Raw genomic sequence first — 24362 nt, forward strand, 5'->3', positions numbered from 1 at the left:
TCTTGCTGCCAGCACCATCAATTCACTGCCAGAGTAGCCAGCAAGGGCTTTAAAGAAGGCGGGAAGCTCTTCTATGGTCAGGAATGGGTAATGTGTAGACTCATGTCCTTGCATGGCACTGGTGAGATCAGGCGCGGGATTATACTCGGCTCTGCCTGTTACGATGGCGTAGCGAAACACTTCGCCGCAGCGTTGACGCACTTTCTTGGCTTTCTCGGTCGCGCCTCGGTCTTCCATCTTTTTCAGCACGTTTAGCAGTTCCAACGGCTTAATGTCTGCAACAGGGCGTTGACCAATGAACGGGAAGACATCTTTGTTGAACGCTTCAAGAATGTCAGAGGCATACCCCGCAGACCATTTCTTCACTTTCATGCTGTGCCATTCGAGCGCAATTTGCTGAAAGGTGTTTTTTACTTCTTGGATTTGGGCTTGTTTGCTTTCTTGTTTAAACGCACTCGGATCAACGCCATTAACCAGTAGCTTTTTAGCATCATCTCTTTTGCTTCTGGCATCGGCTAAGGTAATTGTCGGGTAGACACCAAACACCACACGTTTTTCTTTACCGGCGATACGGTATTTCATGCGCCAGCTTTTGGTGCCGTTAGGGAACACCTCCAGATACATGCCCCCACCATCTGCTAACTTGTAGGCTTTATCTTTGGGCTTGGCAGTCTCTACCTGTCTGGCATTGAGCTTCATTTGGGGGCATCTCCTTTAGACCGAACACGATATGTCCCCACCGATGCCCCCAACTCACCGTAGATTTCCGTGAACGTGAGTAGACGAGCAGAGATAATAAGGGCCGTAAAACCGCGTATTATAAGGGTTTAAAGGGTGTTTGAGTAGACTTAGGGAGACGTTAAAATAGGGAGGATGGTGCCGATAATAGGAGTCGAACCTACGACCTTCGCATTACGAATGCGCTGCTCTACCAACTGAGCTATATCGGCTTTGGGATCGTCGTGGCGAGAACCAGACGTGAACTACGGGGTGACAAATTAGTGAAAACATGGAGTCAAGTCAATAGCTTTACTGTCCATTTGCTGGTTTTGTAAACGACCAACGCAATGATAGGATTCTCTCATTATTTTCTCTGCTAATAACGGAGAATCCTATAACTTTCAGGCTTAACGTTGTGATTAGGCGCGAATCAAATCGTCGCCATAACCAATCCACTTATAGGTGGTCAGCGCTTCCAACCCCATTGGGCCACGCGCATGCAGTTTCTGGGTGCTGACCGCCACTTCCGCGCCCAGACCAAACTGGCCGCCGTCGGTGAAGCGCGTACTGGCGTTGACATACACCGCTGAAGAGTCCACCTCCCGCACGAAGCGTTCCGCGTTACTCAAAGAACGCGTCAGAATCGCATCAGAGTGCTGCGTACCATGTTCGCGAATATGGGAAACCGCCGCATCCAGAGAGTCCACCAGCGTGACGTTCAGGTCGTTAGAGAGCCATTCATCGTTGTAGTTGGCTTCTTCCACCTCAACGACGCTTGCTGGGCCACCGGTCAGGTAAGGCATCGCGGAAGGGCTGGCATGGAGCGTCACACCTGCCGCCGCCATTTTCTTGCTCAGCTCTGGCAAGAAGCGGTCAGCAATATGTTGGTTGACCAGCAGCGTTTCCAGGCTGTTGCAGGCGCTAGGGCGCTGCACCTTGGCGCTTTCAATCACCGTCAGCGCCTTGTCGAAATCAATGCTGTCATCCGCATAGATGTGGCAAACACCGATACCGCCAGTGATGACCGGAATCGTCGATTGTTCACGGCACAGCTTATGCAGGCCAGCACCACCGCGCGGAATCAGCATATCCACGTAGCGATCCAGCTTCAGCAGTTGATTAACCAGTTCACGATCCGGGCTTTCAATCGCTTGTACGGCAGCAGCAGGCAGACCACACTGCGACAGCGCCTGCTGAATCACTTTCACCGTCGCTGCATTGGTGCGGTACGTCTCTTTGCCACCGCGCAGAATCACCGCGTTGCCGGTTTTCAGGCACAGGGAAGCCACATCAATCGTCACATTCGGGCGCGCTTCATAAATCACACCGACCACGCCCAGCGGCACACGACGACGTTCCAGTTTTAGGCCGTTATCCAGCATGCTGCCGTCAATCACCTGCCCTACCGGATCGTTCAGACGACAGACCTGACGCACATCGCTGGCAATCGCGCTCAGCCGTGCCGGCGTTAAGAGCAACCGATCCAACAATGCGTCACTCATACCATTTTGGCGCGCATCGGCTAAATCCAGCGCGTTAGCCGCCAGAATCGTCGCACTCTCGGCTTCCAGCAAATCCGCAATCGTCAGCAGCGCGCGATCTTTTTGTGCCGTGCTCAGAACCGCCAGCTGATAAGAGGCCGCTTTTGCCGCTTTACCCATTTGTTCAAGCATCGCGAACTCCTTAATTGATAATCATATCGTCGCGATGGATAGCCACCGGACCATATTCGTAACCGAGAATCTCGGCAATTTGTTGAGAGTGGTGCCCGGCAATCATACGCAGCGCATCGCTGTTATAGCGCGTCACGGCATGCGCCACATCGCGCCCCGCCAGACTACGCACGCGGATCACTTCACCGCGAGAGAAATTCCCTTCCACGCTGCGAATGCCCTTCGGCAGCAGCGAACTGCCGCGTTCGAGGATCGCCGAAAGCGCGCCGTCATCAACGGTGATTTCCCCCGCTGGCGGTGCGCCGAAAATCCAGTGCTTGCGGCTTTCCAACGGTGCATCCAGCGCATGAAAACGCGTTCCGACGGAGATATCCGCAATCACATCGCCAATCACGCCTGGCTTGCTGCCTGCGGCAATCACCACGTCGATACCGGCACGGCAGGCCACATCGGCAGCCTGTAATTTGGTCGACATACCGCCCGTCCCGAGGCCTGACACGCTATCACCCGCAATGCTGCGCAGCGCATCGTTGATGCCGGTCACTTCACGGATCAGCTCCGCATCAGGGTTATTGCGCGGATCGGCGGTAAACAGACCAGCCTGATCGGTCAGCAGCAGCAGCTTATCCGCATCGGCCAGAATCGCCGCCAACGCAGACAGGTTGTCGTTGTCACCCACCTTGATTTCGGCGGTCGCGACGGCGTCGTTTTCATTAATGACCGGAACAATATTGTTATCCAGCAGCGCCCGCATGGTGTCACGCGCGTTGAGGAAACGCTCACGATCTTCCATATCCGCACGCGTCAGCAGCATTTGCCCAACGTGGATACCGTAGATGGAAAACAGCTGTTCCCACAGCTGAATCAGGCGGCTTTGACCCACGGCGGCCAGCAGTTGTTTGGTCGCAATCGTGGCGGGGAGTTCGGGGTAGCCCAAATGTTCACGCCCAGCGGCAATCGCCCCTGAGGTAACAATAACAATCCGATGCCCTGCCGCATGTTGCTGCGCGCACTGGCGCACCAGTTCAACAATGTGGGCACGGTTAAGACGACGCGAACCGCCGGTTAGCACGCTAGTGCCAAGTTTCACAACCAAGGTCTGGCTGCCGCTCATAATTTCTCTGCCGTTTGATGTCAAAAAATAAGAATAAGGAAAACGTTGTAGCAGGACAGACGCGTTATGCCAACAGGCATAACGCGAAAACCTGCGAATAAATCGGGGGATCGTCAGGGAAGCATCACGGTCGTGCAGCGAGGGTCGTAGCGGGTTCGAGCGAGTGCAGCAGTTGTTCCAATCGGACATGGAAAGCTTGTTTGGCATTTTCCACCTGTTCCATCACGGCTTTGTCCTTAATTTTTTCCTCACGCCAGTTGCCCTGTTTATCAAACAATCCGTAGTGATAGTCATAGGCAAAAGCCTGACCAGTATCTTCCAGATTCAGCCACCATCCCCAGAACTCGCGATTTTCAGGCGCAGGCTTGATGTTGACGCAAACCGCCAGGCAATCAAAGAAGAACGCGGTATTCTCGCACTGCGCTTCACGGATATAAGGTCCCAGTGCCGTAAAATTTTTCATGAGACGGCTTCTGGAGTGTCCACTCGGTAATATCATCTACGATCTCCTTTGGTTGAACCTTCTTTTTTAGCAGAGAATGGTAATTTATCAACCACCTGGCGTCAGGTTACTGGCCGACACCTGACTTTTCTGCCCTAGCATCGGCGTGTTCCCATACTACGGATTTACGCTGCACAGAAAAGCGTGAAAGCCCGGTTTCAGCATGTGGCGCAGGCAATGCCAGCAGCGCTTGCAGGCGTTCAGCAAAATAAGCGTGAATCGGGCGTTTGCCGTCCAGCACGCTTCGCAACTGTTCTTCTGTAAATGACGTCAGCCTGATCAGTGCTTCAAAAACCTCTTTCCGTTCTTCCTGCACACTGAGCAACAGCGGCGTTATGTCGTCATCATTGCTTTGGCAGAGCTCCGCATTATAGGCATGCAGTATCGCCAGCATGCGGGCGGATACCGACTCAGGACGAGGCGGGAAATCAATAGAGTGGCGGCTCGTTATCGCACACAGCGCGGGGGTCATCCCGCCAGCGGTACGCGCATTCGGATTGGCGCCATAGTGCAGCAGCACCTCAAGGCAATGCTGCGCGCCCTGTTTCGCTGCCAGCATCAGCGGCGTCATCGCGGGCTCACCCCACTCGACGTCCTTCTCTATCCCCTGTTGCAGCAGAACCTCAAGCGTTGCTTTACGCCGTTCGGGCGCCACACTCACATTATTAATCACGCGATGCAGCGGCGGCGCAAGGGTGCTCACTGTTTTTACATCCAGACTCACGCCTTGTTGAATCAACCAGTTCAGCACTTGCGAACGACACCCCGCCGCAGCGGCATAAACCATGTTCATCCCGTCTGGTGTCGCGCTATGCAGGTTCATTCCACAGGAGTGCAGGTGCTGGAAAATATCAAGCAGTACGCTTTCATGCGGGCTGGACTGTAAATACAGCAGCAGCGCCATCCCTAACGGAAGCGCACCGCTTTCTTGCAGTACCTGCTGTTGGTGGAAATCAGCGCCGTGCGCGAGCAACAGATCGAGCAGGTCAGCATGATATTGTCCGGTGGCGACCATCGCCTCACAGAGCGTATAAAGCGCTGGCCACGTCGTCGGCGTGTCGTCATCCTCCTCCCACATCGTATAGCCAATATTGGGAGAAGCGCCTGACTCTAGCAGGAGTTCGAGGGAGGAATAAAACACGCGATGTGCGCGGCTATCCGTTACCGCGGCCTTAGCTCGCAACACAAGATATTGCGCCAGCACCGTACCCTGACTGGCATGATGCTCGTGCTCTGCATAATGCTCATCCTCTTCTTCATAATCCGGTGCATTTCGATCAAAACGCAGCGGATAACGACGATCGAGGTCGGTGGTACGTTGCACAATACGCGCGATTAGCGAGGGAGGATACGACTTATCCAACGCATCCAGCAGCACGCTATATGCAGGTACATCGCAGCGCATATCCGGAAAGGTATCCAATAAGAACGAACAAAACGGCGCAGGTAAACCACAGTGCAGCGCCATTTCCAGCCAGGTCACTAGGGTTTTCTGTTCCTGATTAAATGACAGGGTAAAACCTGATTCCTGCATCCCTTCCCGCTCGGCCTGCGTAACGATCAACTGGAAGACCTCCAGCGTTATCCACGATTCGGCGTATCGAAATACGTTTTCCAGTATCGATGTCCCCGTCAAGCGTACCGGGCTATCCGCATGGAACAACCGCATTAATAAAAAGCGATCCTGCTTTTCCAGCAAAACATCGACGGGGTGGCATTTCTCAGCGTCAAGGTAAAACAGGACAGGCTGATTAATATCCAATCCATTTGCCAGCAACACCTCCAACATTGTCGTGCGCTGAGCATGGGTATAGACAGGGCTTTCAGGCAGATCAAAAAAACAGTGTAGCCAGCAGCGCCCCTGATTGTCATGAAAATCCAGCTGGGCACCATGCTGTAAAAGCAGCGCAGCAATCTCTGGAGAGTAAGACGTGATCGCCGCGAAGAGCGCACTTTCACCTTCAGGCGTTTCGATACTCGCCCCTTTTTCCAACAAATAGCGAACAAGATCGATCGCCGTGCCGCGAGCCTGGCTCAATTGATGCAACACCGTTTGCCCATCGCTTAGTGCGTTGATGTCACCTTTCGCCGCCAGATAGCGATCGATCTGTTTGCGCTTCTTGCGAATAGAGACATCGGAGAAACAAATCGTCTCTAAATCGTCCGTTTTGGAAGATGAACCGAACATATACGATGTCCTTATCGCGGTAGTGAATGATGGGAAGAAGACCGATCGCCTGCGCTTAGCCGCCCAATCTGTTGGCGTAGCTGATCGGAGAAATAGCAGTAGCGGTTGCCCTGTGCCAGCCAGTCCAGCAACCGATGCATGTCGTCCAAGCTGGGAGACAGTATCTCCAGTAGCACTTTAAACATCGCTTCATGTTTATTGCGAATACAGCCGACCAGCAGATCGTTCCCCTTTTCGTCCACCCGTGCGACCGTCACGCCATAGTGGTGAAGCAGGGTCACAATTCGCGCTGCCGCCGCATCGGCGCGGTGTAGCGCACAGCGCAGGGGCGTCATGCCGTTGGCACTACGGGCATGCGGATTGGCCCCGCGCGCCAACAACACCTCGGCACACTTCGCTTCACCGTAGTAAGCCGCGCACATGAGCGGCGTGAATTGTTCATCCATCGAGAACTCATCAATATTCGCGCCGTTATCCAGCAGTACCGAGACGGTTTCAGCACGTCGCTCTGGCGTCAGGGCTTCATCACTATACAGGCTGATGGTTTTATGCAGAACGGGGGTATTGTCAAATCCGCTCAGGGTGTGAATATCCACACCGTGTGCAATAAGCCACTGTAAGACCAGTGGCCGAGAGCCTATTCCCGCCGCCGCTGCCGTGTTGATCAGGTAGGCATTGGTCGCCTGCAAATCCATACCGTGTTCATAGAGGTAGTTCATCACCTGAAGCAACACCTCTTCATGCGGTGAACTGTAGCCACGCTGAAGCAGCGTAATGCAGAGCGGTTCTCTGACCGCGCTTTTCTTCACGTTGAAGTTCGCACCATGCGCCACCAATAAATCCAGCAGGTCAGGACGAAAATGATTCTGAAACACCATTTCCACGCAGACGAGATAAAGCAATGACCAGTTCCGCATTTCATAGCTACGTCCCCCAGTCATTTTATCAACCAGAGGCGACGCGCCGTATTGCAGCAACAAGCTAATGGCATCGTAGAAATAAGGATAATAATCAGGCTCATTCAGCGCTTTTTCGAGGCGGATGTCCACAAACTGCGTCATCGCCGAGCTGCCGACATCAGGATAGGCATTGGCTTCCCATCCATCCTGTTTTTTTCGACCAGCAGGAATGAACAAGGAATAAGGACGATCGATATCCGCCGTTTTCTGCATAATCCGCTCCACCAACTCAAGCGAATAGCGGTTAAGCAAGGCATCCAGAACAAAGCTGTAGTGGCTTAAATCGCAGCGAATATCAGGGTAGGTATCGAGCAAGCATTCACAGAGCCGTTCGTCCGCGGCGTAAAAAATGGCCATTTCCAATAGCGATCCATCGGTACGGATCTTCTTGTCTTCGGAAAGAATGACACCCGGTTCACGATAGGCCGATCCGCCCGCCCGTTTCACGATTTGCTGAAAGAGCGGCAGTGGCAGCCACTCGCTTTTATAGTTAAAGATCCGTTCAAAAATGCCGGTTTCGGCAAAATGAATAGGGATATCGAGCTGAAAGATATGCTCCAGCAGACTGACATCTTTCTGACACATGATAATCTCTATCGGAAAACTGGTTTCCAGCGATGTCCAGAAAATGGTTTCACGATTGAGATCCAAACCGTAGCGTAACAACAGATCGAGCATTTGCTGACGCTGGTCGCCAGTGTAGGTAAAGCGCTCCTGAGGACAGTACAGATAATTCAGCCATGAATTGCTGAAAAAATTGAGGTAGTGCACATCCGCGCCGTACTGAAGATAGAGCTCGGCCAGTTCCAGATGGAAGAACTCGATCGCTCTATGCAATGAGCTAAATCCTCCAGGCTGTTCAATAAAAGCGCCCTTATCCAACAAGTAACGCACCAATTCCGTATCGGGGGCTTCTTCATCCATCGTTAGCGGACCGAGTACATTCGCAGTATGGGTCTGCCTTTCATTGATGTTACCGCCCTTTGCCAGAAAGCGGTCGATTTGTCGTTTTTTCTTTTCCAACGGTAGGTCTGAACAACAGATGTCATGCAGGCTTTGCTGCTGACGAGACAATATTCCCCACATCATTGCATCCTTCAACGCCCCCAAAACGGGTAAACATGATACTTTATCAATCACCTGCGATGATAACGTACATCCATACTCTTGTCCGCGCTGGCTTCCCTAAAAAGCAGTTGCCGAGCGACGCTGGGTACTCAATACTCAGGTCTCTTCGTTTTCGTTCATTGAGAAGTGACACCTTATGCCACATTGTATCGCCGAACATTCCTCAGACATTGATGTAAATGCCCTACTTCCTGCGATCTATCGCGGTGCGCTCGAATCCGGTTTGTTTGCCAGTGACGGCAGCGACATCAAAGTCAGATCACTCGCGTACGATAACTACACGACAAGTGGCCAACGGGCCAGCTTTATTCATGTGGCAGTCAAGATACTGTCTGGGCGGACGGGAGAGCAGAAAAGCAGTCTCTCCAATCTGGTACTTCAGAAGATCGAAGCGCTGGGATTGAAGAACCTGTCAGTGACGGTTGAAGTGGTTGATATGGACAGGACTTGCTACACCAAAAAGATCCTGTAATCGATGGCTATCGTCTAGCAGAAACAGCGGCCTGTGTAGCGAAGAGTCGCCTACACAGGCCGTGCGTTACGCCTGATCTTTTATACTTTATCCTGCAACCACACGCTGATTTGTTGTAGCGCGCGATCGAAATTCTGGTACACCGGCGAGAAGTTAACCGGCAGTAGTTTCCCTTGTGCGGATGAGTTCACTATCAGGCTCGCCTCTTCTTTCGGGCATAGCAGATCGTTATCCCAGTAGCCTGCCAGCATCGGCGTCGGGCAACGGCGTCCTAACAGCCCCTGCGTTTTCAGCGAATAGCGCCCCAGCTCGGTTTTCAGCGAGGAATCCGTCGAGAAGGGCATCCCCAGACGACTCGCCAGCACATCCATAAACATATCCGGCACCTGCTGCTGGCGAGTCGAATCACTTAATAGATGATGTACCACGGGGCCGAGGCAGGCCACACCGCATAAGCGCTGCGATTCCAGATACGCCAGCCGAACAGCAATATTGGCACCAAAGCGGAAACCAAACGCGACCACGCGGGAGTGATCGATCCACGGAACATCCGGCAGCGCACGCAAAACCTGCTGATGCAGGAAGCTGGAATCCTGAGTCAACTTCCAACGGGAAGAAAATCCAACGGAGGGGACATCAATCGTCAGCATCGCCATGCCTGCCGGCGCAAAATAGTCCTGAAACAGGCGATGATAATCGCTCTGCAACATTTCTAGGCTGCCGCACATCAGAACGGTAGGGAAAGGTGCTTTCGCTTGCGAGGGCATATGCAGAAACCCGGTCAGCGTGCCACCGCCCGTAATCGGGAAGGTTAGTTCTTTGAGTTCATAAGGCAGGTATTTGGCAGCTTCTTCATAGGCGCGGTTTGCCAGCGTTTGCGCCTGTTCTGCCAGTTCATCGCCTTTAATATGTGGATACGCAGCAATACTGTAGAGGTTGGCGGCGTTCAGCCAGAACTGTCCGGTTTGCGCGTCATCGCCGCTCTCTGTTGCTCGCTGCTGCCAGCCTGCGCCCTGCTTCGCCCATTCATAAATCCAGTTACCGCCGCGGTAGCCGATCACCGTATCAAGCAGTTGCTCGTTGCTTCTGTCCGCCTTGCTGGCCGCGATACGTGACAGCACGTCTTCAATTTCCCACGGGTCGACGCCACGCCAAATCCACATCAGCCGGTTAATCATCCGATACCAGCTACGGATCTTCTCCCCTTCCAGCGTAGAATGCAGCCCCTGCACATCCTGACTATTCCGCGTACGTCGGACCAATGTCGAGGTTTCTGGATGTTTAAAGGATGGTTTGAATAGCGTTTCAGACAGGTTAGCTTGCGCCACAGCAGCCTCCATTAATGTAAACCGCTGTTAGCGGACATCAGACGACTTCTTCGTCACCCGTTAAAGTGTAACGAACTCAGGCCAGAGAAGACAAATGCCAACGGCAGAAACACACGATCGGATCAAAGCTTGTAGCAGAAATGGTGAGGTTCAGAAATAACCGTCGCTATAAATACCAATCGTCAAAAACAACAATCATCATAAACAACAATCATCATAAACAACAATGCCCAGCTAAACTGGGCATTGGTGGAAATGACTATTCGCTCAGGCGATTAGCGGCCAGACAACGGCGGAACAAATACCACGCCCATGTCCCACGGCTGTTCAATCCAAGTATCCTGCGGGATATCGATCACGTAGTCGTCAACTAGCGGCTTACCGGCTGGCTTAGCGAAAATGGTCACAAAATGCGCTTTCGGGTACATATCACGAATGGCTTTCGCCGTACCGCCGGTGTCAACCAGATCGTCAATCACGATAAACCCTTCGCCATCTCCCTCGGCACGCTTCAGCACTTTCATTTCGCGCTGGTTGTCGTGGTCATAACTGGAAATGCAAACGGTATCAACGTGACGAATGCCCAGCTCACGCGCCAGCAGTGCGCTTGGCACCAGACCACCACGGCTAACGGCAATGATGCCTTTCCATTGATCGGCAGGCAGTAAACGCTGTGCCAGTTTGCGGGCATGAATTTGCAACATATCCCAAGTTACGACGTACTTTTCGCTCATAAAATATATCCCAGCCGGATAAAAATCGGCTTAATTTGAGTCTGAGGGGGGAAAAAGGTTGCGCGAGATTATAGATAGCCGACAACATAAAAACCAGTTTTTCTCAACGTAAGAACCGAGTTTTTCCCGCCCCCCTGCGCTCTGCCGAACCCGCTGATTCATATTGCAGCAGGAAAAATAAGTCAGGGCCGACGGCAATTCCCCTGCTTTGATGGAAAATGATATTCTGTTACGACAGGCCACGTTATGTGGCTCGCCGCGATTAACTTTTAACCTATAGCCCTGCCCGCCAAAACGCGAAGGCTGGCCGCTACAAGGAGACTAAAATAGTGTCTGAATTGTCTCAACTTTCCCCCCAGCCGCTGTGGGATATTTTCGCCAAGATCTGTTCCATTCCGCACCCGTCTTATCATGAAGAAGCGTTGGCCGCACATATTTTGGAATGGGCTAAAGAGAAAGGCATTCATGCCGAACGCGATCAGGTCGGCAATATTCTGCTACGCAAAGCGGCAACCGCAGGTATGGAAAACCGCAAACCTGTCGTATTGCAGGCGCATCTAGACATGGTGCCACAGAAAAACAACGACACCGTACACGATTTCACTACCGACCCAATCCAGCCTTATGTTGACGGTGAATGGCTAAAAGCACGTGGCACCACGCTGGGTGCAGATAACGGCATCGGTATGGCGTCTGCGCTGGCGGTGCTGGCCGATCCAAGCGTCGAGCACGGCCCGCTAGAAGTGCTGCTGACCATGACGGAAGAAGCGGGTATGGATGGTGCGTTTGGCCTGCAACCAAACTGGCTTCAGGGCGAAATCCTGATCAATACCGATTCGGAAGAAGAAGGCGAGATCTACATGGGTTGCGCGGGCGGTATTGATTTCATTACTCGTCTGCCGCTGACGCGCGAAGTGCCACCGGCTGGTTACCACACGCTGAAGCTGACGATTAAAGGGCTGAAAGGCGGCCACTCAGGCGGTGACATCCATCTGGGACTGGGCAACGCCAACAAGCTGCTGGCACGTTTCCTGTTCGAACAGGCAAAAGCACTGGATCTCCGCATTCTCGATCTGAACGGCGGGACGCTGCGTAACGCCATTCCGCGTGAAGCCTTCGCCACGCTGTCACTACCTGCTGCTAACGTCGAGTCATTAAAAACGCTGAGCCAGGAATATCTGACGGTGCTGAAAAATGAACTGTCTGCCGTTGAGAAAAACCTGACCGTGCTGGTGGAAGCCAGCGACAGCAATGAGCATCCGCTGACGCAAGACAGCCGCGATCGTCTGCTGGCACTGCTCAACGCCACGCCGAACGGCGTGATCCGCATGAGCGATGAAGTCAAAGGCGTGGTAGAAACATCACTGAACTTGGGCGTTGTGACAATGGAAGACGACCACGCGGAAGTCATCTGCCTGATTCGTTCACTGATCGACAGCGGTAAAGACGCCGTTGTCGGTACGCTGACAGCGCTGGGGCACTTGGCTGGTGCGAAAACATCACCGAAAGGCGGCTACCCAGGCTGGCAGCCAGACGCGCATTCACCGGTCATGGCGCTGGTGCGCGAAACCTATCAGAAGCTGTTCAACAAGACGCCAAACATCATGGTGATTCACGCTGGTCTGGAATGTGGTCTGTTCAAAAAGCCATACCCAGACATGGACATGGTTTCCATCGGGCCGACCATCACTGGGCCGCATTCACCGGATGAACAAGTACATATCGGCAGCGTCGATCTGTACTGGAAATTGCTGACAGAACTGCTGAAAGCGATTCCTCCACGCGCTTAATCGCCCACGAATAAAACGTACACGAGTAAAAATCAGGGCGGCGCACAAACGTCGCCCTTTTTTACCCTCAACTACACAACCTTATCCCCAATCAAACACCAGTTGTCGCTCAATTTGCGGGTCGAGCAGCGTCACATGCAGTCCGACCAGCCGGACACCTCTGGATTTACGCCGCTCCTGCCAGGTTTGTTGTGCTAGCTTCAACAGATCCTGTTTATTCAACATCGGCCACACATGCTCCTGCGTCGTTTGCTGAAAATCATCAAACTTGAGTTTGACGCCCTGACGCGCAATATGCAGATCAGGTTTTACCCGTTTCAGGCGGACTTCCAGCTCCTCATAAAGCTGTTCTATCAGATTTTCACACTGTTCCCAGTCGTGGATATCCTGCGCCAGCGTCTTCTCCACGCCGACCGACTTCCTCAGCCGATCGGGTGAAATACGCCGCTCATCAATCCCCTGACATCGTTCCCACAGCACGCGGCCAAATTTGCCGAACTCCTTAAGCAGATCCGCCAGCGCATACACCCGCACATCCGCGCAGGTGTGCAGGCCGCGCTCTTCCAGCCGTTTTGCCGTCACCTTCCCAACGCCGGGGATCTTCTCCAGCGGTAGCACCAGCAGGAAATCATCCACCTGCTCCGGTGTAATCACATATTGTCCATTCGGCTTATTTAACTCAGAGGCGATTTTCGCCAGAAACTTGATGGGCGCAATCCCCGCCGAGGCGGTCAGATTCAGTTCATCCGCGATGGTTCGACGGATTTCTTCGGCGATGCGCGTCGCCGAACCGTTGCAGTACGGGCTATCGGTGACATCCAGATAGGCTTCATCCAGAGAAAGCGGTTCGATCAGCGGCGTGTAGCGGGCGAAGATCTCGCGAATTTGGCGCGAGGTGGACTTGTACACCTCCATGCGACCAGGTAACAAGGTGAGGTGTGGACACAGACGCAAAGCAGTTGCCGTCGCCATCGCACTGCGGACACCGTAGCGTCGGGCAGGATAGTTAGCGGTGCTGATGACGCCACGACGATCGGCGCTTCCACCAATCGCCAGAGGAATATCGCGCAGGCGCGGGTTATCACGCATCTCAATTGCTGCGTAGAAGCAGTCCATATCAACATGAATGATTTTGCGCATACTGGCCCTCTGATAGCACTGTATAAATATACAGACCAAAGTCAGTATAGACAAGCCGCGCAATAATGCCCGCGTTTACTGCGCGATCAGCATCACCAACTTAAATTCCCCTTGCCCGGCAGGATGAAAAGTCTGTTGATGATAGGTAACCTCTCCCAGCAGAGGGTGGTGGAAGCGTCGCTCGCCGCCCTCACGGGCGGTTACCGCCTGTTGAGACCACCAGAGATTGAACTCGCGACTTTCTTCGCATAGCGCCATCACAACGTGTCGGACAGATTCGACAGACGCATAATGACTGGACTCCGCCCGAAACTCCGCCACCACCCGTCTGGCGCGTTCTGGCCAATCGACCACCAGCGATCGTGCCAGCGGATTAAGAAACATAAAGCGCAGCAAATTCGGTTCAGGATCGGTTCCCAGCCATCCGGCAAACAACTGTTCCGATGGCGCATTCCACGCCAGCATGTTCCAGTTGCCATCCAGAAGATATGCAGGGCAGGTAATAGCGTGCAGGCTGGCGGCAACCCGCACATCGAGCGACATTGCCCTATTCTGCTTCTGAGGATCCTGTACGCCAGCCAGACTAAAAAGATAGTCATGCTCTGCGGGTTCCAGCTTTAACGCCTGAGACAAGCGAGTCAGCGCCGAGGCGGAAGCGGACACATCACGCCCCTGTTCAAGCCAGGTATACCAAGTGGTGCTGATTCGGGCGATTTGCGCCAATTCTTCACGGCGTAATCCACTGGTGCGCCGCCGACCGGATGCGGGCAGGCCGACCCTTTCCGGCGAGGTCCGCTCACGCAGCGCCCGTAAAAAAGCCCCCAGTGCCTTTGGGCCGCTCAGAGAATTGGCAGACATAAATGAATTTGCAGACATAACCGGTGTCCTTTTTATCCCGCCCGCTCAAACAACTTGCGATGACAGCAGCATCAGTGAAAGCGGTGTTAATCAAACAGGGAGTATTTTATACCCGTATAAATGCTCATATTGTACCCGTATTTCTCTCTCACTATAGTGTTCTTAAGCCAAAGACCGTGTTCTTAGACCAAGGATGTTCTTAGACCGACGTCTTCTTTAGTGGCTGGCGCGCCGCCGTTTACCCCCTGATGAAACAAGAACAATTCAGATAAAGCGAGAGCAATGATGGAAGAAAAACAGAACCATAATCATCGCGTCGAACATCAGTTCGGCTCACAGGCGCAGAACTACTTGACCAGCGCGGTGCATGCGCAGGGCAAAGATTTAACCCAGTTAGCGGCTTTATTAGCGCCTTTCCCGCAGGCGCGCGTCATCGATGTCGGCTGCGGTGCAGGACACGCCAGCTTCGTTGCCGCACAGGCCGTCGCGGAGGTTGTCGCCTACGATTTGTCTTCTCAAATGCTGGAGGTTGTCAGTCAGGCTGCGGCGCAGAAAGGGCTGAATAATATCCGCGTTCAGCAAGGCGTAGCCGAGTCTTTGCCGTTCGAGGATAGCAGCGCAGACATCATAATCAGCCGTTACTCTGCGCATCACTGGCATGATGTCGGGCAGGCGTTACGTGAAATGCGGCGCGTCCTGAAACCGGGCGGTCGCGTGATCATGATGGATGTCGTTTCGCCCGGCCATCCGCTGCTGGACAGCTATTTGCAGACGGTAGAGAAGCTGCGCGATACGTCACACGTGCGTGATTACGCACCGGGAGAATGGCTGAGTCTGTTTACGGAAGCGGGATTCATCGTGCGTAACGTCACCAGCGACAGGCTGACGCTGGAGTTCAGCAGTTGGATTGCCCGTATGCGTACGCCAGAACATTTCACCGTGGCGATTCGTGAACTGCAAAAAACGCTGGCGGACGAAGTGATACAGCATTTTGAAGTACAGACGGACGGTTCCTTTATCACCGACATTATGATGATAGAAGCCACCCGCGCCTGACCCGCTTTCTCCTACCATTAATAACCTCACACGTAGCAGCCCGTATCCCTTCGGGCTGTTTTTTGTAAATGTTATTTTTTAGCGCTTTTCAACGCTTGATTAATATGAAACCAATGATAATGTGATTTCGTTTTCGTCGTGACCTATTCGCCGACGAAATAGATACCGATAACGGCTGTCCCAACGTTTTCGCTAACACATCAGTAGCGCGACGCGGACGCCGCGTATAGCAGGCAATTTTATTATCAGGAACCATAATGCAAAAAATCGCGCTGTCGTTTGCGATGTTGTTTTTTTTGCCTTCTCTTGTTATTACCAGCGAAGCCAGTGTTGTTACCAGCGCCGCCAGCGAGACCGCACCGTCGCTCGCGCCGATAGCAAAAGAATTAAAACAGCAATTATTAGGCTCTCCGATCTATATTCAGATCTTTAAAGAAGAGCGAATATTCGAACTCTATGCGAAAGTCGGCAACGAATACCGTTTATTGGACCAATACCCAATCTGTAAATATTCGGGCGGGTTAGGGCCAAAACGCGTTGAAGGCGATTTAAAAAGTCCGGAAGGTTTCTATCAGGTCGATCTGCGTCAGTTAAAACCAGACAGCCAATATTACCGCGCGATCAATATCGGTTTCCCCAACGAGTATGATAAATCACAGGGGTATTCCGGCCGCTATTTGATGATCCACGGCGAATGTGTATCGGTTGGCTGTTATGCCATGACCAACACCTACATGGATGAGATTTATCGCTATGCCGAAGCAGCGTTACGCAACGGGCAGGCGAAGATTGATATTGCCATCTACCCGTTCCGTATGACGGAACAGAACATGCAACGCCACCGTAATTCCACCTACGCCAGTTTCTGGAAACAACTTCAGCCGGGGTATGCCTATTTTAATCAGCACAATCAGCCGCCGGCTATCACTGTGTTTAATGGGCAATACGTCGTTAACCCACCGTTAATGACCAGTCAGCCGACCTTAAAGTACGCGCTCGCCGAAACAAAATAGAACGAATTCACCTGGCATGATTTGATGCCAGGTTTCGTTGCCCGTTAGCGGCTGCGTCGCCAATACTGTGACGACATCATTGGGTGTCGTCTGCTGTTGAAAATCAATCTCCACATCCTGATCTAACAGCGTTGCTTTACCAAACGGCGCACGACGGGTGATCCAGTAGAGTTTGGTTGAGCAATACCCCATCACAAAGCGTCCGTCCGACAGCAGCATGTTAAACACGCCTTTCTCCCGCAGGACATCCGCCTGTTTGGCGATATAGCGGAACACCGCAGGCCAGTTACCCGGAGTGCGCGGATAGCGCTCGGACAATTGAGAGAGCAGCCAGCAGAAAGCAAATTCGCTATCAGTCTGGCCTACGGGGCGAAACATGCCCGTTTTTAGGGTGTTATGACCTTTCAGTTGCCCGTTGTGGGCGAACGTCCAGTTCCTTCCCCACAGCTCGCGGGTAAAAGGATGGGTATTTTCCAGCGACACCGCGCCACGATTCGCCTGCCGGATATGTGAAACCACCGCACACGATTTGATCGGATAATCCTGCACCAGACGGGCAATCGGCGAGTTATAGCTTGGCAGCGGATCTTTGAACGTACGACAGCCGTTCCCTTCATAAAAGGTGATTCCCCAGCCATCCCGGTGCGGTCCGGTTTTCCCGCCGCGCTGTATCAGCCCAGTAAAACTAAAACAGATATCCGTCGGTACATTCGCGCTCATCCCCAGCAATTCACACATCTGACTTCCTACCCTTCCCTTCTCGTCATATTTCAAGTTGCATGTGCGTTGGCTACGCTCAAATACTCGGCCCATCGTGGGCCTCGCCCTAAAGGGCCGCTGCAAGCAGCGTTCAAATCTGCTCCCGGCAGATTTGTCACCCGAATCACTTACCTGAGTAAGCTCATCGGGATTCCTTCCCTTGCCGCGTTATTCGGCCTTATGGCCTCCCCCTTCGGGGTCAGCGCAAGCGCTGTTCAAAAACGCCTTGCCGTTTTTGTCCTGAAACTCGAACTATTTAGAGTTTATTATTAAGCGGCTTACTGATCTGCCATTTCTTTTTCAATCAACTGAATCAGGATGTGAATCGCTTTGATATGGATCTCCTGAATACGGTCAGCATAGCCGAAGTGCGGAACACGAATTTCCACGTCGGCTGAACCTGCCATTTTGCCGCCGTCTTTCCCAGTCAGCGTAATGACCTTCATGCCTTTCGCTTTTGCTGCGGCAATGGCTTTAATAATGTTGCCTGAATTACCAGACGTGGAAATCCCCAGCAGCACATCACCTTCACGCCCCAGTGACTCGACATAGCGGGAGAAGACAAAATCATAGCCAAAGTCATTGCTGACGCAGGACAGATGGCTCGGATCGGAAATCGCAATGGCCGGATAGCCAGGACGGTTCTCGCGATAGCGCCCCGTCAGCTCTTCAGCAAAGTGCATGGCGTCACAGTGTGAACCACCGTTACCACAGGAAATCACTTTACCGCCCGCTTTAAAAGCGTTAGCCAACAGCACCGCAGCGTTTTGAATCGACTGAATGTTCGCATCATCACTCAAGAAATTATTCAGTGTTTCTGCCGCTTCTTTCAGTTCACTACGGATTAAATCCTGATACATGGAATCCTCTCATTTTGTCTGGTGACAGTATCATCTTCTGCCATGCAGTGTAGCGGATCGTACTAACAGCGAGAAGCGCGTAATCACGGGATCGAGAGGATCGCTGACGCCCGTCAGAAAACGCACGACTGCCGTTCGGTTTGTGAAGTGAGTTGTAATTATGATGTAAACAAATTGATAAAAATAATCAGATAAACTACAACCAATACAAGCAACAGGTCAGACCTCTTATCATATTGACCTATTATGCCTTATTTCACTGATAAAACGGTTCTCGCTTTCCCCCGTAATACAGCGCTCAGGGGAAGAATGAAAACCCTCCATTCGCTCACAATGCTGGAGACACGTTATGGTTGCTGTCAGTATCCTCCTCCTACTGATTATCATCGGCGCGATGTTTTACCATCGGCTCAGCCTGCTGCTCAGCAGCGCTATCCTTTTGGCCTACTTCGCCGCCATGTCCGCCATGTTGCTGTGGCCCGTCTGGCTGATGATTCCGCTCGTGCTCCTGCTGATTCCGATTACGGTTCCCTCTCTGCGCCAAAAGCTGGTTTCCGCTTCTGCGCTGCGCATGTTTCAGAACGTCATGCCGCCGATGTCGAACACGGAAAAAGAGGCGATCGACGCTGGGACAACCTGGTGGGAAGGCGACCTGTTTCGCGGCGCGCCGGACTGGAACAAACTGCATAACTACCCGCGGCCGCAGTTGACCGCCGAAGAGCAAGCATTTATCGATGGGCCGGTTGCTGAAGCCTGCCGGATGGCAAACGACTTTGAAATCACCCACGAACGCGCCGATATCCCACCAGAACTGTGGGCGTTTTTAAAAGAGCATCGCTTCTTTGCCATGATCATCAAGAAGCAGTACGGCGGGCTGGAATTCTCGGCTTACGCACAGGCACAGGTGCTGCAAAAGCTGGCCGGCGTCTCCAGTATTGTGGCAATCACCGTCGGCGTGCCTAACTCACTCGGCCCCGGCGAACTGCTACAACACTACGGAACGGAAGCGCAAAAAGATCACTACCTGCCACGTCTGGCACGCGGTCAGGAAGTCCCCTGCTTTGCATTGACCAGCCCAGAAGCAGGCTCGGATGCAGGTTCGATTCCCGATACCGGCATTGTCTGCTACGGCAACTGGCACGGCGAACAGGTTTTGGGTATGCGCCTGACCTGGAATAAACGCTATATCACACTCGCGCCAGTCGCTACCGTGTTGGGGCTGGCCTTTAAGCTGTACGATCCCGACCATCTATTAGGCGATGAAGACGACGTAGGTATTACCTGCGCGTTGATTCCGACGGATACCGACGGCGTTAAAATCGGCCGCCGCCATTTCCCGCTGAACGTTCCATTCCAGAATGGGCCGACGCAGGGTGAGAACATTTTTGTCCCGCTGGATTACATCATCGGCGGCGCGAAGATGGCGGGTCAGGGCTGGCGTATGCTGATGGAATGCCTGTCAGTCGGGCGCGGTATTACACTGCCGTCCAACTCCACTGGCGGGCTGAAATCGATTGCCCTCGGTATCGGTGCTTACGCGCACATTCGCCGCCAGTTCAAAATCTCCATCGGTAAGATGGAAGGTATTGAAGAGCCGCTGGCACGCATCGCAGGAAATGCTTATGTGATGGACGCCGCCGCCACATTAATTACCAGCGGCATCATGCAGGGTGAAAAACCGGCGGTGCTCTCCGCTATCGTCAAGTATCACTGTACCCACCGCGGTCAGCGCAGCGTAATGGATGCGATGGATATCGCTGGGGGCAAAGGTATCTGTCTCGGCCCGACCAACTTTCTGGCGCGCAGCTATCAGGGCGCACCGATTGCGATCACCGTGGAAGGGGCGAATATCCTGACGCGCAGCATGATCATCTTCGGGCAAGGCGCCATCCGCTGTCACCCTTATGTACTGGAAGAAATGGCAGCGGCGCAGGAGAACGATATATCGCGCTTTGACCGTGCGCTGGTCGGTCATATCGGCCACGTCGGTAGCAACAAAGTGCGCAGCTTCTGGCTTGGGCTGACCAATGGCCGTCTGAGCCGTGCGCCAGTCAACGACAAAACGCGCCATTACTATCAGCAGCTCAATAGACTCAGCGCGAATTTGGCTCTGCTGGCGGATGTGTCAATGGCGGTACTGGGCGGCAGCCTGAAGCGTCGCGAACGTATCTCGGCGCGTCTGGGGGATGTTCTCAGCCAGCTCTATCTGGCTTCCGCGACGCTGAAACGCTATGAGGACGAAGGGCGTCAGAAAGCGGATTTACCGCTGGTGCACTGGGGCGTGCAGGACAGTCTGCATCAGGCCGAGCAGGCGCTGGACGATTTGCTGCGCAACTTCCCAAATCGTATTGTTGCAGGGCTGCTGACGTTCATCATCTTCCCGCTGGGTCTGCGCTGTCCGGCACCGTCTGACCGCCTCGACCATGAGGTCGCGAAAATTCTGCAAACGCCGTCGGAAACACGTAATCGTCTGGGACGCGGCCAATATCTGGTTGCCAGCGAACACAACCCTGTCGGGCTGCTGGAGGAGGCGCTGCTGGATATCATCGCCGCCGAGCCGATTTATCAACGTCTGTCTAAAGCCAGCGACAAACCACTACCGTTCATGCGACTGGATCAGTTGGCAGAACAGGCGCTGGTGGAAGGTCAGATTACCGCAGAAGAAGCGAATATTTTGACCAAAGCCGAAGCCAGCCGCTTACGTTCAATCAACGTAGATGACTTTGCATTCGATGCACTGGCCGCCAACAAGCCCGCGCCCGTAACGCAACCGGAAAGAAAAACCGAAGCAGCATAAACAGAATCAGGCCGTCAATATGGCGGCCTACTCCTACCGATAAAAACCATTGAGCGGTAATAACGGATAGATCGTAAAGACGCTGTAAACACGTCCCTGTGCGCTCGGCTTGCGCCATCCATGGCGCAAACGCTTTACTCTTCTATCTATTCCGTTACTACCGTTCCCGTTCGGCAAATAGGTTCGTTAAGGCTCTTCCTATTCTTCCTTTGCAGGTCAAGCAGTTGTAAAATCCACATCCTCTTTCCTTCTGAATGAAACCCGACACATGGCTTACATCCCCAAGAACTACGCCAGACTTGAAAGCGGCTACCGCGAAAAAGCGCTCAAACTTTTCCCGTGGGTATGTGGTCGCTGTTCACGCGAATTCGTCTATTCCAACCTGCGTGAATTAACCGTTCACCACATCGATCACGATCACAGCAACAACCCAGAAGACGGCAGTAACTGGGAAATGCTGTGTCTCTATTGTCACGACAATGAGCATTCCAAATATACCGATGCGGATATGTACGGTTCGACTGTCATCGCGGGTGAGGATGCGCAGAAAGATGTCGGCGTCGCCACCCATAATCCTTTCGCGGATTTGAAGGCGATGATGAATAAAGGGAAGAAATAATCTGTTGTCGCTCCCATCCGGTTCACGATGGGAGCGACGAATTGCATCGTACAGCAACTCATTCATGGTGCCACGACGCATTAAATAGCCCAGTTCATTAATCGTGCCACGAATCAGGCGCCGCTCTGCCGTACACGCGCGACTAGCGCATCCACATCCGCAATATGCGGAGCCGCCAGTACCAGTGTTCTGCCCAGTGAAATCGCATGACGCTGGCACGCTAAACGCGCTTCCGTCTCCTGAATGCTGTCCAGATCGGCGACGTGCGCCAACCCAATGGTGCGACGAATCAGTTCGGTGCCACAGTAGCCAACGGCATCTCGCCACACCTGCTGTAAAAACAGTGCAGCATAGCCCGATTCCGCCAGTGCCGGATCGCGGCTGTCATTGTCGCTCAGCGCCAGAAAACGAGCGGAAAAGGTCTGCCACAGCGTACGAATATCTTGCAGACGTCGTTCACGCCCCGCCGCCGCCTCACGCGGTGCCAGCAATCCCGGCAGACCGCAGTAATTCAGCAGCAGATTGCCGATTGCCGTGCCAACATCAAAACCTATTGGCCCATAGAAGCCGAATTCAGCATCGATGGCCTTCAGTCGCCCTTCTGCGACAAAGATCGACCCACTGTGGATATCACCGTGCAGCAGTGCTTCGGCTTTGCTCAGGAAGCCGTGCTTCAGTCCAGCGACTGCCAGCTTCAACGCCCGATCGTCACGCAACGCCTGCACATCCGGCGTCAGCGCCGCATCAAACTGGTTTCTTTCATGGTCGATATAGGGGTCGGTAAAGAACAGATCTTCGGTGATCTGACATAGCTCAGGGTTAGTGAATTGACTTACCGCTGCCTTCTTCTCATGTGGATGCTGATAAAAATCAGAGGTATGGAATAGCGTCTGTGCCAGATATTCCCCCAGTTGTGCCGCCGCCTGAGGATAATCAGCGCCGTTAACCAGTTCGCTACGCCAGATACGATGATCGGAGAGATCTTCCTGCACCATCACCGCCAATTCGGGATCGTGATAGAGCACGGTCACGGTATGCTGCGGACAAAAGCGTGCGTGCGTCAGCAACGTTTCGGCCTCGATACGAGCACGATCGAGCGTCAGCGGCCAAGATTCCCCAACGCAACGCACATAGGGCAGCGCCTGTTTGACAATGACCCGACTGACGCCGGCTTCATCTTTAATTTTAAACACCAGATTCAGATTGCCATCGCCGATCTCTTCTGCGGCTACCAGCGCCTGCGGCTGACTGACACCGCCGTACTGGCGGGCATATTCAACAGCGTCATCCGCCGTAAAAGTGCGGTAAAGTGACATTCCAACTCCTCGCTATTCTGTAATCAAAAACTGTTCTTAAATTAAAACTATCCTTGAACTACATATTCGGACATAAAAACGTTCGGACGTCTATACATCTATTAGGCATCTTGGCAGAATAAGAATATCGATGCAACATGGATTTAACGACCTATGCAGACACTTAACACAACCAGCCTAAAAATTGTTGATAACCAACTATGGATCCTCGACCAGCAGGCTCTGCCGCAAGAAAAACGCTGGAGCCCGTGCCCAGATGTCAGCTCACTGGTTGAACATATTCAGACACTGCGCGTACGCGGTGCGCCGCTGATTGGCTTGTCCGCCAGCCTGCTGCTCGCGCTATTGGCGGAGAGAGGGCTATCGCAGGCCGAACTAGCGCAGGCGCTGGAGACGCTGCGGGCATCACGCCCTACCGCCGTCAACCTGATGAACAATCTGGATCGCATGAAGCTGGCGCTGGCACAGCCGCAGTTTGTCGATGCCTTGGTACAGGAAGCGTTGCGGTTAGTCGAAGAAGATCGCGCCCTATGTGAACGTATTGCCGATCATGGCACTGCCCTAGTGAAGCCAAACAGCCGCTTGCTGACCCACTGCAACACTGGCGGGCTGGCCACAGCAGGCATCGGCACCGCCATTGGCGTACTACTGCGTGCACATCAACAGGGGAAAGTCGCGCAGGTATGGGTCGATGAGACGCGACCACTCTTGCAGGGCGGACGCCTTACAGCTTGGGAGCTGGGCGAGCTAGGCATTCCTTATCAGCTAATCTGTGATTCGATGGCCGCCAGCCTGATGGCACAGGGTCAGGTCGATGCAATTTGGGTCGGCGCAGACCGCATTGCCGCCAACGGCGACGTCGCCAATAAGATCGGCACTTACAGCCTCGCGGTGCTGGCGCATTATCATCAGATTCCGTTTTACGTCGCGGCACCGCACACCACGCACGATCCTGCGTGCCCGGACGGCCGAGCCATTCCTATCGAACAGCGCGCCGCCGCCGAAGTCACCGGCGTATCCGGCAGCTTTGGTCATTGCCAGTGGGCACCACAGAACGCAGCAGTCTACAACCCAGCGTTTGACGTCACCCCCGCCGCATTAATCAGCGGCTGGGTACTCGACACCGGTGTCGTCACACCGCAAGACGTGAAAGAAGGGATCTTTCAGACAGCGTTGAAATAGGAAAATAAGTTCCAGTGATACGATTCTTCTTGGCGTAAATAGGCCGAGGAGATGATGGGCTTCTGGATGAGCCGCACGGACGCGGCGAAAGCCAGTGCCGCGTCGGGAGCGCGTCACTGGCGGTCCATCAGAAGAACATTAGCGACGAGGGGAC

19 protein-coding genes, 1 tRNA gene and 1 pseudogene are annotated in these 24362 nt (G+C 53.3%); 7 read left to right on the plus strand and 14 right to left on the minus strand.

The features are described from left to right. The 7 genes from H0247_RS00015 to H0247_RS00045 all read right to left on the minus strand — a co-directional run. The coding region (locus tag H0247_RS00015; protein WP_180740670.1) for an integrase arm-type DNA-binding domain-containing protein at window positions 1-699 on the minus strand (699 nt) is incomplete at its 3' end. A 175-nt stretch (window positions 700-874) separates the two neighbouring features. Beyond that, a tRNA-Thr gene (locus H0247_RS00020) sits at window positions 875-950 on the minus strand. A 189-nt stretch (window positions 951-1139) separates the two neighbouring features. Beyond that, complete coding sequence (gene proA, locus H0247_RS00025) at window positions 1140-2393, minus strand: glutamate-5-semialdehyde dehydrogenase (protein ID WP_180740671.1); 1254 nt, start codon at window positions 2391-2393, stop codon at window positions 1140-1142. Window positions 2394-2403: 10 nt separating this feature from the next. Then, window positions 2404-3507 carry a glutamate 5-kinase gene (gene proB / locus H0247_RS00030; RefSeq protein ID WP_180740672.1) on the minus strand — a complete coding sequence of 368 codons (1104 nt, stop codon included), beginning with the start codon at window positions 3505-3507 and terminating at the stop codon, window positions 2404-2406. A gap of 124 nt (window positions 3508-3631) precedes the next feature. Then, window positions 3632-4006 (minus strand): sigma factor-binding protein Crl, encoded by a 375-nt coding sequence (gene crl, locus H0247_RS00035; RefSeq protein WP_180740673.1) that lies wholly within the window; start codon window positions 4004-4006, stop codon window positions 3632-3634. A gap of 70 nt (window positions 4007-4076) precedes the next feature. Further along, window positions 4077-6197 (minus strand): ankyrin repeat domain-containing protein, encoded by a 2121-nt coding sequence (locus H0247_RS00040; RefSeq protein WP_180740674.1) that lies wholly within the window; start codon window positions 6195-6197, stop codon window positions 4077-4079. Window positions 6198-6208: 11 nt separating this feature from the next. Continuing rightward, window positions 6209-8245: an ankyrin repeat domain-containing protein gene (locus H0247_RS00045; protein WP_180740675.1), complete on the minus strand. Its 2037-nt coding sequence runs from the start codon at window positions 8243-8245 to the stop codon at window positions 6209-6211. A gap of 175 nt (window positions 8246-8420) precedes the next feature. On the opposite strand from H0247_RS00045, the gene H0247_RS00050 reads away from it, so the two are divergent. After that, window positions 8421-8756 (plus strand): 5-carboxymethyl-2-hydroxymuconate Delta-isomerase, encoded by a 336-nt coding sequence (locus H0247_RS00050; protein WP_180740676.1) that lies wholly within the window; start codon window positions 8421-8423, stop codon window positions 8754-8756. Between the two features lie 80 nt (window positions 8757-8836). Here H0247_RS00050 and frsA read toward each other — a convergent pair whose 3' ends face one another. Together frsA and gpt are read right to left on the minus strand one after the other, a co-directional pair. After that, window positions 8837-10084 carry an esterase FrsA gene (gene frsA, locus H0247_RS00055; protein WP_180740677.1) on the minus strand — a complete coding sequence of 416 codons (1248 nt, stop codon included), beginning with the start codon at window positions 10082-10084 and terminating at the stop codon, window positions 8837-8839. A 275-nt stretch (window positions 10085-10359) separates the two neighbouring features. Continuing rightward, complete coding sequence (gene gpt / locus H0247_RS00060) at window positions 10360-10818, minus strand: xanthine phosphoribosyltransferase (protein WP_010282559.1); 459 nt, start codon at window positions 10816-10818, stop codon at window positions 10360-10362. A 329-nt stretch (window positions 10819-11147) separates the two neighbouring features. On the opposite strand from gpt, the gene pepD reads away from it, so the two are divergent. Then, window positions 11148-12608, plus strand: coding sequence for a beta-Ala-His dipeptidase (gene pepD / locus H0247_RS00065; RefSeq protein ID WP_180740678.1), 1461 nt, complete (start codon window positions 11148-11150; stop codon window positions 12606-12608). A gap of 81 nt (window positions 12609-12689) precedes the next feature. On the opposite strand, the gene dinB is transcribed toward pepD, so the two are convergent. Next, complete coding sequence (gene dinB / locus H0247_RS00070; RefSeq protein ID WP_180740679.1) at window positions 12690-13748, minus strand: DNA polymerase IV; 1059 nt, start codon at window positions 13746-13748, stop codon at window positions 12690-12692. Window positions 13749-13823: 75 nt separating this feature from the next. Then, window positions 13824-14624, minus strand: coding sequence for a helix-turn-helix transcriptional regulator (locus H0247_RS00075; protein WP_180740680.1), 801 nt, complete (start codon window positions 14622-14624; stop codon window positions 13824-13826). 258 nt (window positions 14625-14882) lie between these two features. On the opposite strand from H0247_RS00075, the pseudogene H0247_RS00080 reads away from it, so the two are divergent. Both H0247_RS00080 and dpaA read left to right on the plus strand, forming a co-directional pair. Further along, window positions 14883-15662, plus strand: a pseudogene (locus tag H0247_RS00080) (class I SAM-dependent methyltransferase); the annotation flags it as partial. A 257-nt stretch (window positions 15663-15919) separates the two neighbouring features. Beyond that, the gene (gene dpaA / locus H0247_RS00085; RefSeq protein ID WP_180740682.1) at window positions 15920-16675 is read left to right on the plus strand and encodes a peptidoglycan meso-diaminopimelic acid protein amidase; all 756 of its coding nucleotides are present in this window, start codon (window positions 15920-15922) and stop codon (window positions 16673-16675) included. Here the strand turns inward: dpaA and H0247_RS00090 are convergent. Then, window positions 16646-17413, minus strand: a complete 768-nt coding sequence (locus tag H0247_RS00090) for a class II glutamine amidotransferase (RefSeq protein ID WP_180740683.1) — start codon at window positions 17411-17413, stop codon at window positions 16646-16648. The two genes, dpaA and H0247_RS00090, sit on opposite strands and share 30 nt — an antisense overlap. 299 nt (window positions 17414-17712) lie before the next feature. Beyond that, on the minus strand, window positions 17713-18294 hold the full coding sequence (lpcA, locus tag H0247_RS00095; RefSeq protein ID WP_005975726.1) for a D-sedoheptulose 7-phosphate isomerase: 582 nt from the start codon (window positions 18292-18294) through the stop codon (window positions 17713-17715). 349 nt (window positions 18295-18643) lie between these two features. Between lpcA and fadE the strand changes: the two genes are divergently transcribed. Continuing rightward, complete coding sequence (gene fadE / locus H0247_RS00100; RefSeq protein WP_180740684.1) at window positions 18644-21091, plus strand: acyl-CoA dehydrogenase FadE; 2448 nt, start codon at window positions 18644-18646, stop codon at window positions 21089-21091. 268 nt (window positions 21092-21359) lie between these two features. After that, window positions 21360-21710, plus strand: a complete 351-nt coding sequence (gene yajD / locus H0247_RS00105) for an HNH nuclease YajD (protein WP_014916407.1) — start codon at window positions 21360-21362, stop codon at window positions 21708-21710. A gap of 113 nt (window positions 21711-21823) precedes the next feature. Here the strand turns inward: yajD and mtnK are convergent, their stop codons facing one another. After that, window positions 21824-23026 (minus strand): S-methyl-5-thioribose kinase, encoded by a 1203-nt coding sequence (gene mtnK / locus H0247_RS00110; RefSeq protein WP_180740685.1) that lies wholly within the window; start codon window positions 23024-23026, stop codon window positions 21824-21826. A 153-nt stretch (window positions 23027-23179) separates the two neighbouring features. Between mtnK and mtnA the strand changes: the two genes are divergently transcribed. Further along, window positions 23180-24208 (plus strand): S-methyl-5-thioribose-1-phosphate isomerase, encoded by a 1029-nt coding sequence (mtnA, locus tag H0247_RS00115; protein ID WP_180740686.1) that lies wholly within the window; start codon window positions 23180-23182, stop codon window positions 24206-24208. The last annotated feature ends 154 nt before the right edge of the window (window positions 24209-24362 follow it).

The organism is Pectobacterium sp. CFBP8739 (assembly GCF_013449375.1).
Lineage (GTDB): Bacteria > Pseudomonadota > Gammaproteobacteria > Enterobacterales > Enterobacteriaceae > Pectobacterium.

Bases quoted from the DNA above. Each gene is read 5' to 3' on its own strand.
- fadE (WP_180740684.1), top strand. From the start codon at position 18,644: ATGGTTGCTGTCAGTATCCTCCTCCTACTGATTATCATCGGCGCGATG.
- H0247_RS00040 (WP_180740674.1), bottom strand. From the start codon at position 6,197: ATGTTCGGTTCATCTTCCAAAACGGACGATTTAGAGACGATTTGTTTC.
- H0247_RS00075 (WP_180740680.1), bottom strand. From the start codon at position 14,624: ATGTCTGCAAATTCATTTATGTCTGCCAATTCTCTGAGCGGCCCAAAG.
- H0247_RS00050 (WP_180740676.1), top strand. From the start codon at position 8,421: ATGCCACATTGTATCGCCGAACATTCCTCAGACATTGATGTAAATGCC.
- proB (WP_180740672.1), bottom strand. From the start codon at position 3,507: ATGAGCGGCAGCCAGACCTTGGTTGTGAAACTTGGCACTAGCGTGCTA.
- yajD (WP_014916407.1), top strand. From the start codon at position 21,360: ATGGCTTACATCCCCAAGAACTACGCCAGACTTGAAAGCGGCTACCGC.
- crl (WP_180740673.1), bottom strand. From the start codon at position 4,006: ATGATATTACCGAGTGGACACTCCAGAAGCCGTCTCATGAAAAATTTT.
- proA (WP_180740671.1), bottom strand. From the start codon at position 2,393: ATGCTTGAACAAATGGGTAAAGCGGCAAAAGCGGCCTCTTATCAGCTG.
- mtnA (WP_180740686.1), top strand. From the start codon at position 23,180: ATGCAGACACTTAACACAACCAGCCTAAAAATTGTTGATAACCAACTA.
- lpcA (WP_005975726.1), bottom strand. From the start codon at position 18,294: ATGTATCAGGATTTAATCCGTAGTGAACTGAAAGAAGCGGCAGAAACA.
- gpt (WP_010282559.1), bottom strand. From the start codon at position 10,818: ATGAGCGAAAAGTACGTCGTAACTTGGGATATGTTGCAAATTCATGCC.
- H0247_RS00090 (WP_180740683.1), bottom strand. From the start codon at position 17,413: ATGTGTGAATTGCTGGGGATGAGCGCGAATGTACCGACGGATATCTGT.
- dpaA (WP_180740682.1), top strand. From the start codon at position 15,920: ATGCAAAAAATCGCGCTGTCGTTTGCGATGTTGTTTTTTTTGCCTTCT.
- dinB (WP_180740679.1), bottom strand. From the start codon at position 13,748: ATGCGCAAAATCATTCATGTTGATATGGACTGCTTCTACGCAGCAATT.
- H0247_RS00045 (WP_180740675.1), bottom strand. From the start codon at position 8,245: ATGATGTGGGGAATATTGTCTCGTCAGCAGCAAAGCCTGCATGACATC.
- mtnK (WP_180740685.1), bottom strand. From the start codon at position 23,026: ATGTCACTTTACCGCACTTTTACGGCGGATGACGCTGTTGAATATGCC.